Origin of the sequence: Vibrio toranzoniae (genome assembly GCF_024347655.1) — a bacterium.
Classification (GTDB): Bacteria; Pseudomonadota; Gammaproteobacteria; order Enterobacterales; family Vibrionaceae; genus Vibrio; species Vibrio toranzoniae.
In genome coordinates, this window is record NZ_AP025514.1 from 173,511 (window position 1) to 188,200 (window position 14,690).

At 36.6% G+C, this 14,690-nt stretch carries 15 protein-coding genes; 13 read left to right on the forward strand and 2 right to left on the reverse strand.

Annotation, left to right across the window (positions count from 1 at the left end; genetic code table 11):
• Window positions 1–179: 179 nt before the first annotated feature.
• Together secB and OCU50_RS00815 are read right to left on the reverse strand one after the other, a co-directional pair.
• Window positions 180–647: a protein-export chaperone SecB gene (gene secB, locus OCU50_RS00810; protein ID WP_009847959.1), complete on the reverse strand. Its 468-nt coding sequence runs from the start codon at window positions 645–647 to the stop codon at window positions 180–182.
• A gap of 127 nt (window positions 648–774) precedes the next feature.
• Entirely contained in the window at window positions 775–1,209 is a 435-nt protein-coding gene (locus tag OCU50_RS00815) for a rhodanese-like domain-containing protein (protein WP_060466965.1), read from the reverse strand.
• 276 nt (window positions 1,210–1,485) lie between these two features.
• Here OCU50_RS00815 and rfbB point away from each other — a divergent pair, with 276 nt between their 5' ends.
• The 13 genes from rfbB to OCU50_RS00880 all read left to right on the forward strand — a co-directional run bounded on the left by rfbB (window position 1,486) and on the right by OCU50_RS00880 (window position 14,689).
• Window positions 1,486–2,583 (forward strand): dTDP-glucose 4,6-dehydratase, encoded by a 1,098-nt coding sequence (gene rfbB / locus OCU50_RS00820; RefSeq protein WP_060466966.1) that lies wholly within the window; start codon window positions 1,486–1,488, stop codon window positions 2,581–2,583.
• On the forward strand, window positions 2,583–3,482 hold the full coding sequence (rfbA, locus tag OCU50_RS00825; protein WP_060466967.1) for a glucose-1-phosphate thymidylyltransferase RfbA: 900 nt from the start codon (window positions 2,583–2,585) through the stop codon (window positions 3,480–3,482). The genes rfbB and rfbA overlap by 1 nt, the downstream gene beginning before the upstream one ends.
• A complete protein-coding gene (rfbC, locus tag OCU50_RS00830) occupies window positions 3,482–4,036 on the forward strand; it encodes a dTDP-4-dehydrorhamnose 3,5-epimerase (protein ID WP_060466968.1) in 555 nt (184 codons plus the stop codon). Before rfbA ends, rfbC begins: the two co-directional genes overlap by 1 nt.
• Entirely contained in the window at window positions 4,036–4,851 is an 816-nt protein-coding gene (locus tag OCU50_RS00835; protein WP_060466969.1) for an SDR family oxidoreductase, read from the forward strand. Before rfbC ends, OCU50_RS00835 begins: the two co-directional genes overlap by 1 nt.
• 63 nt (window positions 4,852–4,914) lie before the next feature.
• Window positions 4,915–6,225, forward strand: a complete 1,311-nt coding sequence (gene wzx, locus OCU50_RS00840; protein ID WP_153011307.1) for an O-unit flippase-like protein — start codon at window positions 4,915–4,917, stop codon at window positions 6,223–6,225.
• Window positions 6,225–7,319: a hypothetical protein gene (locus OCU50_RS00845; protein ID WP_060466971.1), complete on the forward strand. Its 1,095-nt coding sequence runs from the start codon at window positions 6,225–6,227 to the stop codon at window positions 7,317–7,319. Before wzx ends, OCU50_RS00845 begins: the two co-directional genes overlap by 1 nt.
• Entirely contained in the window at window positions 7,316–8,377 is a 1,062-nt protein-coding gene (locus tag OCU50_RS00850; protein ID WP_060466972.1) for an EpsG family protein, read from the forward strand. The genes OCU50_RS00845 and OCU50_RS00850 overlap by 4 nt, the downstream gene beginning before the upstream one ends.
• A 74-nt stretch (window positions 8,378–8,451) precedes the next feature.
• Window positions 8,452–9,474, forward strand: a complete 1,023-nt coding sequence (locus tag OCU50_RS00855) for a glycosyltransferase (protein WP_060466973.1) — start codon at window positions 8,452–8,454, stop codon at window positions 9,472–9,474.
• On the forward strand, window positions 9,467–10,264 hold the full coding sequence (locus OCU50_RS00860; protein WP_060466974.1) for a glycosyltransferase family 2 protein: 798 nt from the start codon (window positions 9,467–9,469) through the stop codon (window positions 10,262–10,264). The genes OCU50_RS00855 and OCU50_RS00860 overlap by 8 nt, the downstream gene beginning before the upstream one ends.
• Window positions 10,261–10,845 carry a DapH/DapD/GlmU-related protein gene (locus OCU50_RS00865; protein WP_060466975.1) on the forward strand — a complete coding sequence of 195 codons (585 nt, stop codon included), beginning with the start codon at window positions 10,261–10,263 and terminating at the stop codon, window positions 10,843–10,845. Before OCU50_RS00860 ends, OCU50_RS00865 begins: the two co-directional genes overlap by 4 nt.
• The gene (locus tag OCU50_RS00870; protein WP_060466976.1) at window positions 10,845–11,828 is read left to right on the forward strand and encodes a WaaS/CpsH family glycosyltransferase; all 984 of its coding nucleotides are present in this window, start codon (window positions 10,845–10,847) and stop codon (window positions 11,826–11,828) included. Before OCU50_RS00865 ends, OCU50_RS00870 begins: the two co-directional genes overlap by 1 nt.
• A complete protein-coding gene (locus tag OCU50_RS00875) occupies window positions 11,825–13,240 on the forward strand; it encodes a mannose-1-phosphate guanylyltransferase/mannose-6-phosphate isomerase (protein WP_060466977.1) in 1,416 nt (471 codons plus the stop codon). Before OCU50_RS00870 ends, OCU50_RS00875 begins: the two co-directional genes overlap by 4 nt.
• An 18-nt stretch (window positions 13,241–13,258) precedes the next feature.
• On the forward strand, window positions 13,259–14,689 hold the full coding sequence (locus tag OCU50_RS00880) for a phosphomannomutase (RefSeq protein ID WP_060466978.1): 1,431 nt from the start codon (window positions 13,259–13,261) through the stop codon (window positions 14,687–14,689).
• Window position 14,690: the final 1 nt, after the last annotated feature.

Genomic DNA, 14,690 nt, shown 5'->3' on the forward strand with positions numbered 1-14,690 from the left:
AAAGAAAGCGCTCTCCACCAAGAGAATATACAAAAAATGCACATCGCAGAAGCTGCGATGTGCATTTAAAAGCTCATTATCTAATAAAAGCCAAGCTTCTAATAAAAACTAAGCTCCCAATAAAAAAACCAAGCTTCAAATAAAACTGGCGATATAAGCGTTAAGTTCTGATTGGAGACTTAAGCTTGTTCGCCTTCAGCTTGTTGAGCTTGGTTTTGTAGGTAGTTCATGAACAAAGCATCGAAGTTGACTGGTGCTAGGTTCAGTTGTGGGAATGTCCCTTTAACCACTAGGCTAGAAATCGTTTCACGAGCGTATGGGAACAAGATGTTCGGGCAGAAAGCACCTAGGCAATGTGCAAGCTGGCCAGCTTCCATTTCGCTTGCAGAGAAGATACCGCCTTGCTGAACTTCACAAAGGAATGCTGTGTCTTCTGCGTTCTTAACAGTAACCGTTAGGCGTAGGATGACTTCGTACACGCCTTCGCCAAGTTCACGGCTTTGAGTGTCTAGGTCCAGTTTTACATCTGGGTTCCACTCTTTTTGAAACATGTCTGGAGAGTTTGGCGCTTCGAAAGAAACGTCTTTTAGGAAAATACGTTGGATTGCGAAGTTCTGTTGTGCGTCTTGTTGTGCTGCTTCAGCCATTATCTTGTCCTTAAAAATTTATAATTAGGTTTTGCCTGTCAGTTTGTCACTCACAAAGAGCGCCATACTTAAGCAAAACCTGAAAGTCATATTTGTTGAGTCAGGTCAGCTTATTTCTTACCTTTAACTACTTCTTACCTTTAACTAAAGGCAAGTTAGCTTCGCTCCACGCCGCTAAACCACTTTTTAGTACGCTAACATTCTCAAAACCAGCTTTAACCAGTAAGTTAGCGCTTTCTTGAGCAGTTTGACCTGTCTTGCATACTACGATGATTGGGTCAGCTTTATGACTTTCAAGGTTACCAAAGCTATTTGCTTTAATATCTGACGGCAAAATGTGAAGTGCGTCAGTAATATGTCCCTTTTTGAATTCATCCTTTGTACGAATATCAACCACAACGCCGTTTTCACGGTTAATTAGCTGTGTAGTTTGCGCTGCAGTAACCTCTTTGTAGGCCGCGTTTGATGTTTTGATAACGCTCGCAATGATGGCAACAACCAAGCCGATCCATACGATGGCTAAAATCATATTCTCTTGAAAAAATGGAACTAACTCTTGCATATCTTGAACTCTTATTCGTTATTGGGCGAAAAACTATAGGTCAGGAGTATAGCGAGGTTTTGGGTTTAGTGTACATAGTCCTATCTTATCCATGTCTATAACTTGATTTTTTTTTGATTATATTCGACGTTACATAGATAATACGCGTATTTACATTTTGAACATTGAATGCGTAGTGTGGTTTCGCTTGGTAACCAAAGGGCGGTAGCGTACCTAGTTGAAACACTCTAACCCACTTTATGCAAATAAATAAATTTTTAGATTTTAGGAGTTTTTGTGAAGATATTAGTCACAGGCGGTGCTGGTTTTATTGGTTCAGCGGTAATTCGTCATATTATTCATAATACACCTGACAGCGTGGTCAACGTTGATAAGCTTACTTATGCAGGTAACTTAGAATCGTTGGTTGAGGTTGACTCAAGTGAACGCTATGCATTTGAACAAGTGGATATCTGCAACCGAGCAGAGCTTGATCGTATTTTTTCTGAGCACCAACCAGATGCAGTCATGCACTTAGCGGCTGAATCGCATGTTGACCGTTCAATCACTGGCCCAGCCGCATTCATCGAAACCAATATTGTCGGCACGTACACCTTGTTAGAAGCAACTCGAGAGTACTGGAATACACTGGAAGAAAGTGTAAAAGCAGAGTTTCGTTTTCACCATATCTCAACCGATGAAGTGTACGGTGACCTCCCGCACCCTGATGAGGTCCCAGAAGGCACGGACTTGCCGATGTTTTTAGAAACAACCTCGTATGAACCATCAAGCCCATATTCTGCGTCAAAAGCTTCGAGCGACCACTTAGTGCGAGCATGGTTGCGCACTTACGGCCTACCGACCATGGTGACCAACTGCTCAAATAACTACGGCCCATACCATTTCCCAGAGAAGCTTATACCGCTGGTTATCCTCAATGCACTAGAAGGCAAAGATTTACCTATTTACGGTAAAGGCGACCAAATCCGTGATTGGCTGTTTGTTGAAGATCACGCCCGCGCACTCTACAAAGTGGTGACGGAAGGTAAAGTAGGCGAGACCTACAACATCGGTGGCCACAACGAGAAGGAAAACCTCGAAGTCGTGAATACGATTTGTGACATCTTAGATACGCTAGTACCGAAAGGCTCGAAGTATGCAGAGCAAATTACGTACGTTCAAGACCGTCCTGGTCATGACCGCCGTTACGCGATTGACTCATCGAAAATGCAGCGTGAACTGGGTTGGACTCCTGAGGAAACGTTTGAAACCGGTCTTCGTAAAACGGTTCAGTGGTATTTAGATAACTCGGTATGGTGTCAAAACGTGCAAGATGGTAGCTATCAACGTGAGCGTTTGGGTGTAGACATAACAGAATCAAAGGAAAATCAATAATGAAAGGGATTGTATTAGCCGGTGGCTCTGGCACGCGTTTATATCCATTGACTCGCGGCGTATCCAAGCAACTTTTGCCAATTTACGATAAGCCGATGGTATTTTATCCAATCTCGACATTAATGCTTGCTGGCATTAAAGATATCTTGATTATCACGACGCCAGAAGATAATGCGGGTTTTCAGCGCTTGCTCGGTGATGGTTCTGATTTCGGTATTAATCTTGAGTACGCGATTCAACCAAGCCCAGATGGCTTAGCACAAGCGTTTATTATCGGTGAAGAATTTATCGGTGATGATAATGTCTGCTTAGTTCTTGGTGATAATATATTTTATGGGCAGTCATTTAGTCGTACATTGAGAAGCGCAGTTAGACGAGAAAAAGGCGCGACTGTATTTGGTTATCATGTGAAAGATCCACAGCGTTTTGGTGTTGTGGAATTTGATGACAATTATAAGGCTCTCAGCATTGAAGAGAAACCCATACAACCAAAATCGAATTGGGCAGTCACGGGGTTATATTTTTATGATAATCGAGTTGTTGAATTTGCCAAACAAGTCAAACCATCAGAGCGTGGTGAACTTGAAATAACATCAATAAACCAAATGTATTTAAATGATGGTTCTCTGAATGTTGAATTGCTTGGCCGCGGATTCGCGTGGTTGGATTCAGGGACTCATGAAAGCCTTCACGAGGCATCTTCTTTTGTCGAGACGCTGGAAAATGTTCAAGGTCTAAAAGTGGCTTGTTTAGAAGAGATTGCTTGGGCAAATGGATGGTTATCGGATGAAGATATTATTCGCCTTGCTCAACCAATGTTGAAAAACAGCTATGGTAAGTATCTGGTTTCTTTGATTAATGATCAAACTCTTAGAGAGTCACTAAAGGTAAATCGATAATGAAAATTATAAAGACTAAACTTCAAGATTGTATAATTATCGAGCCTAAAGTTTTTGGTGATGAGCGAGGCTTCTTTTTAGAAACATTTCAGGAAGAGCGTTACTTTAACGCGGGTATCAAAGAACGTTTTGTACAAGATAATCGTTCTAAGTCCTCTCGTGGCGTCCTGAGGGGGTTACATTTTCAAAAATTAAAACAGCAAGGAAAGTTGGTGAATGTTACTCATGGAGAGGTCTTTGACGTTGCTGTTGATTTGCGCCCAGACTCAGAAACATTCGGTCAATATGAATCGGTAATTTTAACTGGTGAAAATAAACTTCAATTTTATGTACCTCCTGGTTTTGCTCATGGCTTTTGTGTTTTAAGTGAATCTGCTGACTTTCAGTACAAATGCACTGATTATTACGACCCTAGTGACGAGAGTGGCTTGTTATGGAGTGATCCTGCTATCAATATTGAATGGCCTATTGTTACTCCACTTCTTTCAGATAAAGACCGCGTTCAGCCGTTACTCAGTGAAATTGAATATAAAATTAGACAAGGGTGGAAGTAATGGGAAAATTCACAGTTTTTGGTGGGCGAGGATTTATTGGCTCTGAATTTGTAACTGAACTGGAAAACCTGGGACATGATGTTTATGTTCCTGAGAGAGATGATACCAGTATTTATGAGCATGACTTGGGTACTGTAATATATAGTGCAGGTTACGGTGATTGCAATAAAGATCCATATAATGTTCTTACTGCTAACGTGGTATTACTAAGCTCTCTATTAGAAAAAGCAAAGTTTAGTCAACTAGTCTATGTATCGTCAACAAGAGTATATATGAACCAAAGTGGTTCAAATGAAACTAGTGACCTAACTATTTGTGAAGACGATAGTCGGAGATTATTTAATCTGACTAAAATGACTGCTGAAGAGCTTTGTTTAAAAAGTAACCGTAACTGTTTAGTCATTAGACCCAGCAACGTATATGGCTTGGCTCTGCATAGTAATTTATTCTTACCCTCTATAATTAGAAACGCAATAAATAATGGCCAAGTTGATATGTATATAGCCAAGTCTTACGCCAAAGATTACGTTTCGGTAATGGATGTAGTTTCAAGTACCTTGGCGTTAATCAAACTAAATAGTATCCCTCGCGTTGTAAATATTGCTTATGGAAAAAATGTTACGGCTAGTGAGATTTCCGATGTGTTGGTGAACAACACCGGAACAAAAATTAACTGGTTAAATACATTCGGGAGTACGTGTGAAGTTTTCCCTGAAACAGATATATCGACTTTAGAGTCGCTTATTGATTATAAACCTAGATATGTACTGGATGATTTGAAGCTTCTTATTGAAGACTTTAAAAATAAATTGTAGAAAATGAAACATAGGGTTGAGAAAAAAGATGTCATATGGGGGTATTTGTCACAAGTACTGAATATGGCATCTAGTTTATTATTATTACCATTCGTATTATATTTTCTAAGTCAAGAAGATGTAGGTGTTTGGTATGTATTTATAACATTTATTGGGTTGATTCAGTTACTTGAATTTGGCTTTTTACCAACTATATCGAGATATATATCTTACGTTTTTGCTGGTGCTGATGATATATCAGATAAGTGTATTCCTGAGTGTAATGAAAAAAATGAAGTCAATATAAGTTTACTGTCAAATGTTATATTCGCATCTAGGCGGATATACTTATTAGTTTCATTGATGGCATTTTTAATTGTTTCGGTTGGTGGTACATATTATTTATCTACATTAGACTATTCAGGTGAACGAGAGTTACTTTATTTTTCTTGGTTAATATATGGTTCTGCAACCGTCATTCTATTTTATTTTGGCCATTACAATGCCTTATTAAAAGGCCGAGGTGATCAAACGCAACTTAATAAAGTGGTCGTATTCTCTAAACTAACAAATATAATTTGTGCTATCCCACTATTGTATTTAGGTTATGGCCTGTTGTCGCTTTCTATTGGGATGTTATGTAGCGTCGTAGTCGATCGAGTTTTAGTTAGATTAAGTGTCTTTGATAGTAATGCTTCTGAGACGATAAAGGCGTTTCAGCTAAAACGAACAAAAGATTACACCATGACTATATGGAAAAATGCCAAGCTCATGGGGGTCGTACAATTGGGGAACTTCCTAACGGTTAGAGGAAGCGTGTTAATTGTATCATCTGTTATTGGACTTAAAGCTGCTGCCATGTATGGCTTCACCTTACAAATTACTTCTATTGCTGTCATAGTATCATCTATGTATTTTGGGTTACAGTTGCCATATATGAATTCAGAACAAGTTAAAGGTAATATTGAAGGTATTAAACGAGTTTTTTGTCGCTCACTTGGTCTTTCATGGGTTTTATTTTTTAGCTTTTCATGTTCTTTATTGGCCCTTGGTCCATATCTATTGAGTTTAATATCACAAGATACCCAACTCCTGCCAAGTATGATGTTATTGTTTTTCTTAGTTGCTGCCTTTTTAGAGATGAATCATTCATTGTGTACGGCATTCCTAACAACTAAGAATGAAATTATATTCATGTGGCCTCTATTTATAACTGGCGTAATGATCTCACTATGTTCCATAATCTCCGCATACTTTTATGGATTATGGGGGGTGATTTTATCTCAATTAATATTGCAACTGTTGTACAATAACTGGAAGTGGCCTCTCTTAGTGTTTCGTGAGTTAAATATTAGCGGCTTTAAACCAATAACATCTTTGTTGAGGTTAAAATAGTGAATGTTATAGTAGATTTCATCAGACGTAATAATGAACATCATGTCTTTAATTCTGAGATCGTAAAATATTTTGATTTATTGGGTGATGTTATATTTCATCTAGATGCAAACTCATCATCTATTGAAAAAATTAAAGATAAGAATAATGTAAAGTTACTAAATGTCGAAAACTCAAAGTATTATCTCTGGATAAAATCCAATATACTTCTTGCTCAGGTTTTACTAACTTACGGGAAGCGAAGTACCTATACATTTCTTTCAGCGACACCATTACAATACTTAATTCTAGCAGTTATATCCAAGTTTTTTGGAATGAAAGTTAATGTATTTATGCATGGTGAACTTGGTTATTTGAAGAAAGCCAACGGCTATGGTCAAAAGTTGGGTGCTAGATTTTTAGATTTAGCGTTTGGCTTAAAATCTAAAGTAAGCTTTATAGCTATTAATGCTTATATTTATGATAATTTAAAAAAGCTATATAAAGATGGTAACTTTGTTCATATAGAGCATCCTATTCAAAGTAAATATGAGCTATCAAAGAATCAAAATAACGGGTTGGTTTTTGGTACATTTGGGGTGCAGTCGACTAACAAATATAGTGAGGGAATTTATGTTCTCTCTACTTTTTTGTCAAATGATTTCTACGAATCGAACAGTTTAGTCACTGTTGGTGTATCCGATGGCACTTTTTCGTATGATTGTGATGATAAAGTCCAACACAAATGTAAAGGGGCCTTAAAAGAGAGCTTAATACCATTTGATGAGTTCATGAAGAATGTAGCATCAATCGACTGTGCTCTATTTTTTAACCAAAACAACAGTAGCTATGAATTAACACCTAGTGGTGTCTTTTCAGATTGCATTGCTCTCGAGAAACCAATAATAGCTATCAAAACTAATATGCTAGAAAGCTACTTTAAAAAATATGGCAAGTTAGGTTTCCTTTGTAAAGATCTAAATGAAATGGCAATTATTATTGAACAAGTCTCTAATAATCAAATAGAAATAAATAAAATAGTATCCAACTTACAGTTTGTTAAATCTGAACTGTCCAGTGACTACTATGTCAAAAATATTAGCCAATTATTATGACCTATTTCCTTATACTTTCTATAGCCTATTTCTTTGCTAATTTAGACATAGCGTATAATAATGAAAAGAAGCTTCAGTTGATATTGTTATTATTGATTGGACTTATGCTATCAGTGTTTGTTGGATTTAGATGGGATGTTGGTTCTGATTGGGGTGTCTATTTAAATCACTACAATATTGTTCATAGTGAACAGTTTGAAATTGGCTATGTGTTTTTAGAAAAAACTTTCTATTCTAATCACTTAGATTATTCTTACTTTTTGTTTTTTATTACTTCTTTTTCTATTTTTCTTATATCATACTTTTTGTTTTCAAGAGTAGATTATGCGATTGTCGCAATAATGTTTTTTATTGCAAACTATATGCTTTCATTCATGGGAGGGAATAGGCAAATAATTGCAATAGGAATAGTGTTTTTTAGCAACATATTTATTCTTGATCGCAATAAAATAGGATTTATTTCCTGCATTCTGTTTGCCTGTCTTTTCCACGTCTCAGCTATTATCTATATCGTGGCTTATTTTTTTACCATTGGTTATATGTCTGCCAAAGTAAGATATCTTATTTTAAGTGGTTGTGTAATACTTGGTACATATATAGCGCCTGTTCTAATCGGTGTCGCAATAAAATTATTTTCTATTATTGGTGTCGGATATGTGGTTGATAAACTAACGATATATCAAAGCGTGATCTTTGACAACTTTAGTATAATGTCCATGCTTAAGAAAATTATTATTCTTATTTTTTTTGATTTATACTACCAGCAAGTTTTAAGTAAGGTTAAAAAAGAGTTGTGCAATCTTTTCTATAATTTGTATTTCTTTTCTGTAATGTTTGACGCAATCATCGGTCCAATTAATGCGGCATTCATGAGGGCTAGTGTTTATTTTAGAATATCAGAGATAGTAATTGTATCCTTAATAGTAGCAACCGCAAAAAATAAATTACATCGTGTTGCTTTAATATTGGTACTCTTTCTTCTGTGTTTGAGACAGTTAAACTCAGCTCTTAATTTTTATCCAGAGCTATATGCTAATTATCAAAATATACTATTTTGATGCCCATTTTTAGAGTTTGTCTGATTTTAAATTCTATGTCTAACTTAATCTCTAAATTTAAATGGTAGAATGACATGAAAATAAAAATACTTGTTCTTAATATTAATGATATCGGTGGTATTGAGCGAGTGGCATTTAACATGCTTGAGATGTTTAAAAAAGATAGGTTGCTTTCTAATGTTGAAATAGTCTCAATTAATGGGGAAAGTGATTGTTCTGATATTAAAGTATTAACTGGTCAAGATGAAAATAGAAAATTGTTTTATTTTTCTAAATCTTTAGACTCTGACACCTTAGTGTTATCATTGTATGACAGGTTTAGCATTAAGCTTAGTTTTATTCGAGGTCTGTTGAAAAGTGATTTCAAGTTATATGCATGTCAACACGCTGATTATTTTGCACATCGTATGTCAACAAGATTATTACGTCGTGTCTTTTATTGCGGTGTAGACAAAATTATTGCTTTGACTGATACAGATTCTAATTTATATAAAAAACACTTTTCAAACGTTTATACTATTCCCAATGTTTTAGGATATTACCCAGACAACGCTTTAAAGCATAGCGACCGCCATATTGACTGCGCAGCTGCTGGTCGGCTTGTTCCTATTAAACAATATGATCATTATTATCATTTATTATCAGTTATAAATCCATTAAAAGAAAATCAATCCTTTAAGTTATATGGAGATGGTCCAGAGAGTAAAACACTAAGTGATTTACTGATATCTAAAGGCATGGTCCCAGAAGTTATTCAAGTAGGCACAACTGAAAATATTTACGTAGAGCTAAATAATACAAAGTTTTTCTTTGTTACCTCACTTAGAGAAAGCTTTTCGATGGTAATATTAGAAGCTATGGCATGTGGATGTGTAGTCATTAGTTATGATTGCCCTACTGGACCTCGAGAGCTCATACAACATGGAATAAATGGTTATTTGGTTCAGGCAAACGATATTTCTGGGCTCGCCAGCTGTTACACAGAATTGTTTGAAAATCCGGAAATGTGTCAAGAAATAAGCAATAATGCGAGATTTACAGCTCTAAAATATGTAGAGTCAAATATATTGAAAATTTGGAAAGGTATCTGTGAATAAAAAAATATCTGTAATTATCCCAATGTACAATGCCGAATCTGTAATAATTAGAGCTGTGCAATCGGTGCTAAATCAAACTATTGACATTGATGAGATTATTATCGTGGATGATGGTTCGAAAGATAATTCATTCGACGTGATTAGTAAGTTTGCTATTGATAATAGTAGTAAAAACATTAGAGTTGAAAAGAAACGAAACGGTGGAGCATCTTCAGCTCGAAATTTTGGTATTTTACATGCAAGAAATGAGATATTGGCCTTTCTAGATAGTGATGATGAATGGGTTAGCAATAAATTGGAGAACCAAATCGATTATATAGTTCGAGATGATGTTGTATTGGTTGGAGGCAATCATTTTGACAAGAGAATACAACATGTTTCATTAAAGAAAGCTAAAGATGTTAATGAGATAACACTTAGAGATTTGTTGTTTAAAAATTATTTTCAGACCTCTACCGTAATGACTAAAAAATCTATAGCCTTGAATTTTGATTGCTTCAATGAGAATCAGAAATATGCAGAAGAAGGCCAATTTTATTACAACTTATCAAAATATGGTAAAATGATTCATATAAATAAAAAGTTAGTTATTTATGATGGTGGGGAAAAGTCTGGATTCGGTGAGTCTGGATTGTCTGCTAATATAAAAGAAATGGAGAAAGGGGAATTGAGTAATTTAAAGTATGCATACTCAAACCTTGATGTTTCATTAATTACTTACCTCGCGGCTTCTTTTTTTTCTGTTTTGAAGTTTGTTCGACGTTTTTATCTGGTGAAGATTAAGAAATGATTTTGAAAAATGGAATTATTAATACCATCTATTTGTCAGTTTGTTGGCTGATAACAAAGATCTTGTATAACAAACAGAAAATTATAAGATTTCCTTTCGAAGTTAGAGGGAGGAAATACATATCTTTTTCTGAGAACTTATCTACTGGCCGGTACTGCCGTATAGAAGCTTATTCTAAAGACGATGAAAAAGTTCTAAAAATCGGTCACAATTGTCAAATAAATGATAATGTACACATTGTTGCAAGTGAAAATGTAACTATAAAAGATAATGTTTTGATTGCTAGTCGTGTATTTATCTCTGATCTTAATCACGGCTCTTATTCTGGATATTCGCAATCCCATCCATCAGAGTTGGCTTCAAAACGGGCTTTATCGTCATCTCCTGTAATCATTGAAAGCAATGTTTGGTTAGGGGAGGGAGTGGTAGTACTACCTGGAGTAACTATCGGCGAAAATGTTATAGTTGGAGCAAACTCTGTAGTATCTAAGAATTTAGAAAGTAACACTATACATGTTGGCAACCCAGCAAAACTTATTAAGAAATATAACTTCGAAACTGAGTCATGGGAAAGAGTTTGATGTTAGATTTAAATCTCAAGGGTAAAAAAATAGCAGTTTTTTGTCCTGCGTTTTTTGGTTACGATAATGATATAAAAAATACATTAGAAAAAGCAGGTGCAAAGGTATCTTTGCTTGACGAACGTGTCTTCACAAACACTCTAGGCCGAGCTCTGGTTCGTTTAGGCTTTCATCGTTTAATTAACTCCTATATTGATGACTTTTATTCTGAAAATCTTGTAAATAAGGCAAAAGAAATCGACTATATTCTGTTAGTTAACCCTGAGACAGTGTCAGTCGATATTTTAGAAAAAGCTATAAAAGTTAACCCACAAATTAAAATAATTACTTATATGTGGGATTCTTTTAGAAATAAACCTTATTCAAAAAAATATATAGATGTATCTTGTTCATTTTTTACTTTTGACCCGAGTGATGCGAAAGAAAACAATATTGGTTTTCTTCCTTTGTTCTATGTAAAAGAATATGATGGATTAGATCTAAAGCCGACTATGTATGACTTTTCTTTTGTTGGTACAGCTCACTCTGAAAGGTTTAGGTCCGTTTCTAATATTACAAAAGGTAGTGATGCTAAATTTTTGTTTTTCTATTGTCCGAGTTATATGGTCTTTCTATTTAAGAAGTATTTAAAAGGAGAGTTGCAAGGCTTGAAATTATCCGATGTGTCTTTTTCATCTATGAGTAGAGCTGATGTGGTCAGTTTAATAGAAAAAACGAACACGATAATAGATATTAGCCATCCAGATCAAATAGGTTTGACGATGAGAACTATTGAGATGCTAGGTGCAGGCAAGAAATTAATCACTACTAATAGTCAAGTCTTATCTTATGACTTTTATCATCCCAACAATATATTGTATGTAGATGATAAAACTTCAACAGAAACAATCAATGAGTTTGTCGATGTTCCATACTCCCCTATTGAGTACGAGCTTCGTAATAAGTACAGTATTAACTCTTGGATAGAGAACCTTTTTATATGAGCAATATTTTACCCGTTATTTTAGCCGGAGGGTCAGGTTCACGACTGTGGCCGATGTCTCGAACTCATTATCCGAAGCAGTTTTTGCCCCTGACAAATGAAACTTCAATGTTGCAAGACACTATCCTTCGTTTAGACGGGCTTGAACATGGCCCTTTGTCCTTGATTTGCAATGAAGCACATCGTTTTTTAGTCGCTGAACAATTGCGCTCCAATGACGTCAAGCATTCTGGGATTATTCTAGAACCCTTTGGGCGTAATACTGCACCCGCGGTGGCTTTGGCGGCTTTGAGAGCAATTGAAAATGAACAGAACCCGATTTTATTGGTATTGGCGGCTGATCATTTGATCAAGAACGAGCAAGCCTTTAGAGAAACGCTGACAACTGCAAAACCCTTTGCTGAGAGTGGAAAACTAGTGACTTTTGGTATAATTCCTACCAAGCCCGAAACTGGTTATGGTTATATTCGAGGTGGTCAAGAAATCGATGAAAGTGGACTTTATTCGGTTGATACTTTTGTTGAGAAGCCTAACCATGCTTTAGCAGAGCAATACTTAAAAGATGGTGGATATTACTGGAACAGTGGGATGTTCATGTTCACTGCCTCACGTTATTTAGAAGAGCTTGGAAAATTTCGTCCAGATATTTTAGCGACTGTGAAACAAGCCTATTTAGGCGCTAATTGCGACCTTGATTTCATTCGGTTGGACGAAGAAGAATTTGCTAAATGTCCAGATGAATCTATTGATTATGCAGTAATGGAAAAAACGAGCGATGCTGTCGTTTGTCCAATGGATGTTGGTTGGAGTGATGTTGGAGCTTGGTCATCACTCTGGGAAGTGAGCGATAAAGATTGTAATGACAACGTAGTTAAAGGGGATGTATTAACTGATAACACCCATCGTTGTTACATTAACTCTCCACATCGATTGGTTGCGACTGTTGGTGTACAAGACCTGGTCATTGTTGACACTAAAGATGCTTTATTAGTCGCGCATCGAGATGAAGTTCAAAATGTTAAAAACATTGTTTCAAACTTAAAGGCCGAAGAGCGAAACGAGTTTTTACATCATCGTGAAGTATATCGTCCTTGGGGAAAGCATGAGTATATTGCTGGAGGCAACCGTTATCATGTGAAAAAAGTCATTGTAAAGCCGGGTGAGAAAACGGCAATGCAATTACATTATCATCGTTCAGAACATTGGGTTGTTGTGTCAGGAACAGCCAAAGTATATAGAGGCAGTGATCAATACGTTATTACCGAAAACGAGTCAATTTATATTCCTGTTGGGGAAGAGCATTGTTTTGAAAACCCAGGAAAGTTACCTTTGGAAATTATTGAAGTAAGATCAGGTAGCTACTTAGGTGAAGATGATATCGTACGAACACCTCCCCAAGGTGAAGGTTACTAACTAATTTAAGGTCTTATTATGTTAAATACATCACAAGTGCTCTCGGATTCTGGCATTCAGTTTGGAACAAGTGGGGCTCGGGGATTAGTTGAACAATTTACGCCAGAAGTGTGCGCAGCTTTTACTCATGCGTTTATTTGCAGCATTAAAGGTAGTCATGATTTTCACAAAGTTGCCGTTGCTATTGATAATCGCCCAAGTAGCCCGGAAATGGCGCAGGCAACTATTTCAGCAATTAGCTCCATGGGATATGAAGCTGTATATTATGGGGTTCTACCAACTCCCGCGCTTGCATACTCTGCAATGCAAGACAATATCCCTTGTATTATGATTACCGGAAGCCACATACCATTTGATCGCAATGGTATTAAGTTTTACCGACCTGATGGCGAAATAACAAAAGCCAATGAGCAAGACATTCTGAGCGCGAAAGTTGAATTTGAATCACCGGTATTGAAAGAGTTACAGGTATCACTTAGAGCTCAAAAGCAATATGTAGAGCGTTATACAGTGCTTTTTGATTCTAATTTCCTGACGGGGAAACGCATTGGCATTTATGAGCACTCTAGTGCAGGGCGCGATATATACCCAATGCTATTTGAAGCAATAGGGGCCGAAGTTGTTTCTCTTGAGCGTACAGATGAATTTGTCCCAATTGACACCGAAGCTGTAGCAGAAGTTGATAAAGAGAAAGCTCGTTGTTGGTCTAAAAAGTACAATCTAGATTTTATTTTTTCAACGGATGGTGATGGTGACAGGCCATTAGTCGCCGATGAAAAAGGAGAATGGTTACGTGGGGATATCTTAGGGTTGCTCTGTGCTGAAGCCATGAATATCGAAGCGTTAGCATTACCAGTAAGTTGCAATACAGTAATTGATTCTTCTGAGTCATTTAAAAAAGTTGCTCGAACTAAAATTGGGTCACCTTATGTGATTGAAGCTTTTTCAGAGCTTGAAGAAGACTATGCAGTGATTGCTGGTTTCGAAGCTAATGGTGGTTTTTTATTAGGAAGTGATGCAACGATAAATAATCAATGTTTAAAGGCTCTACCAACTCGCGACGCGGTTTTACCTGCACTTATGTTACTTTCCGCAGCCAAAGATTGTAGTATTACCTCACTGGTTTGTGCACTTGCTCCTCGTTTTACGAGCAGTAACCGTATTCAAAACTTTGAGACAGACAAGAGTAAAGCTATCATCGCCAAAGCGATTGGGCAAGAAGGACGTTTGATTGATGCTTTGGGATTTAAAGAAGCTATTGTCACGAATGTTGATACTACAGATGGCCTTCGTATTACGTTGAATTCGGGTGATATTATTCATCTTCGCCCTTCAGGTAATGCGCCTGAGCTTCGTTGTTATGCGGAGTCGGCAACCGATGAAAAAGCACAACAAGCGGTTGAACAGGCACTTAGTAATGTTCAAAAACTTGATGTGAGTGAGTGGTAAC

What these genes read in the sequence shown, in the direction of transcription:
- secB (WP_009847959.1), bottom strand. Translation starts at nt 647, where the DNA reads ATGGCTGAAGCAGCACAACAAGACGCACAACAGAACTTCGCAATCCAA.
- OCU50_RS00815 (WP_060466965.1), bottom strand. Translation starts at nt 1,209, where the DNA reads ATGCAAGAGTTAGTTCCATTTTTTCAAGAGAATATGATTTTAGCCATC.
- rfbA (WP_060466967.1), top strand. Translation starts at nt 2,583, where the DNA reads ATGAAAGGGATTGTATTAGCCGGTGGCTCTGGCACGCGTTTATATCCA.
- rfbC (WP_060466968.1), top strand. Translation starts at nt 3,482, where the DNA reads ATGAAAATTATAAAGACTAAACTTCAAGATTGTATAATTATCGAGCCT.
- OCU50_RS00835 (WP_060466969.1), top strand. Translation starts at nt 4,036, where the DNA reads ATGGGAAAATTCACAGTTTTTGGTGGGCGAGGATTTATTGGCTCTGAA.
- wzx (WP_153011307.1), top strand. Translation starts at nt 4,915, where the DNA reads ATGGCATCTAGTTTATTATTATTACCATTCGTATTATATTTTCTAAGT.
- OCU50_RS00850 (WP_060466972.1), top strand. Translation starts at nt 7,316, where the DNA reads ATGACCTATTTCCTTATACTTTCTATAGCCTATTTCTTTGCTAATTTA.
- OCU50_RS00855 (WP_060466973.1), top strand. Translation starts at nt 8,452, where the DNA reads ATGAAAATAAAAATACTTGTTCTTAATATTAATGATATCGGTGGTATT.
- OCU50_RS00865 (WP_060466975.1), top strand. Translation starts at nt 10,261, where the DNA reads ATGATTTTGAAAAATGGAATTATTAATACCATCTATTTGTCAGTTTGT.
- OCU50_RS00870 (WP_060466976.1), top strand. Translation starts at nt 10,845, where the DNA reads ATGTTAGATTTAAATCTCAAGGGTAAAAAAATAGCAGTTTTTTGTCCT.
- OCU50_RS00875 (WP_060466977.1), top strand. Translation starts at nt 11,825, where the DNA reads ATGAGCAATATTTTACCCGTTATTTTAGCCGGAGGGTCAGGTTCACGA.
- OCU50_RS00880 (WP_060466978.1), top strand. Translation starts at nt 13,259, where the DNA reads ATGTTAAATACATCACAAGTGCTCTCGGATTCTGGCATTCAGTTTGGA.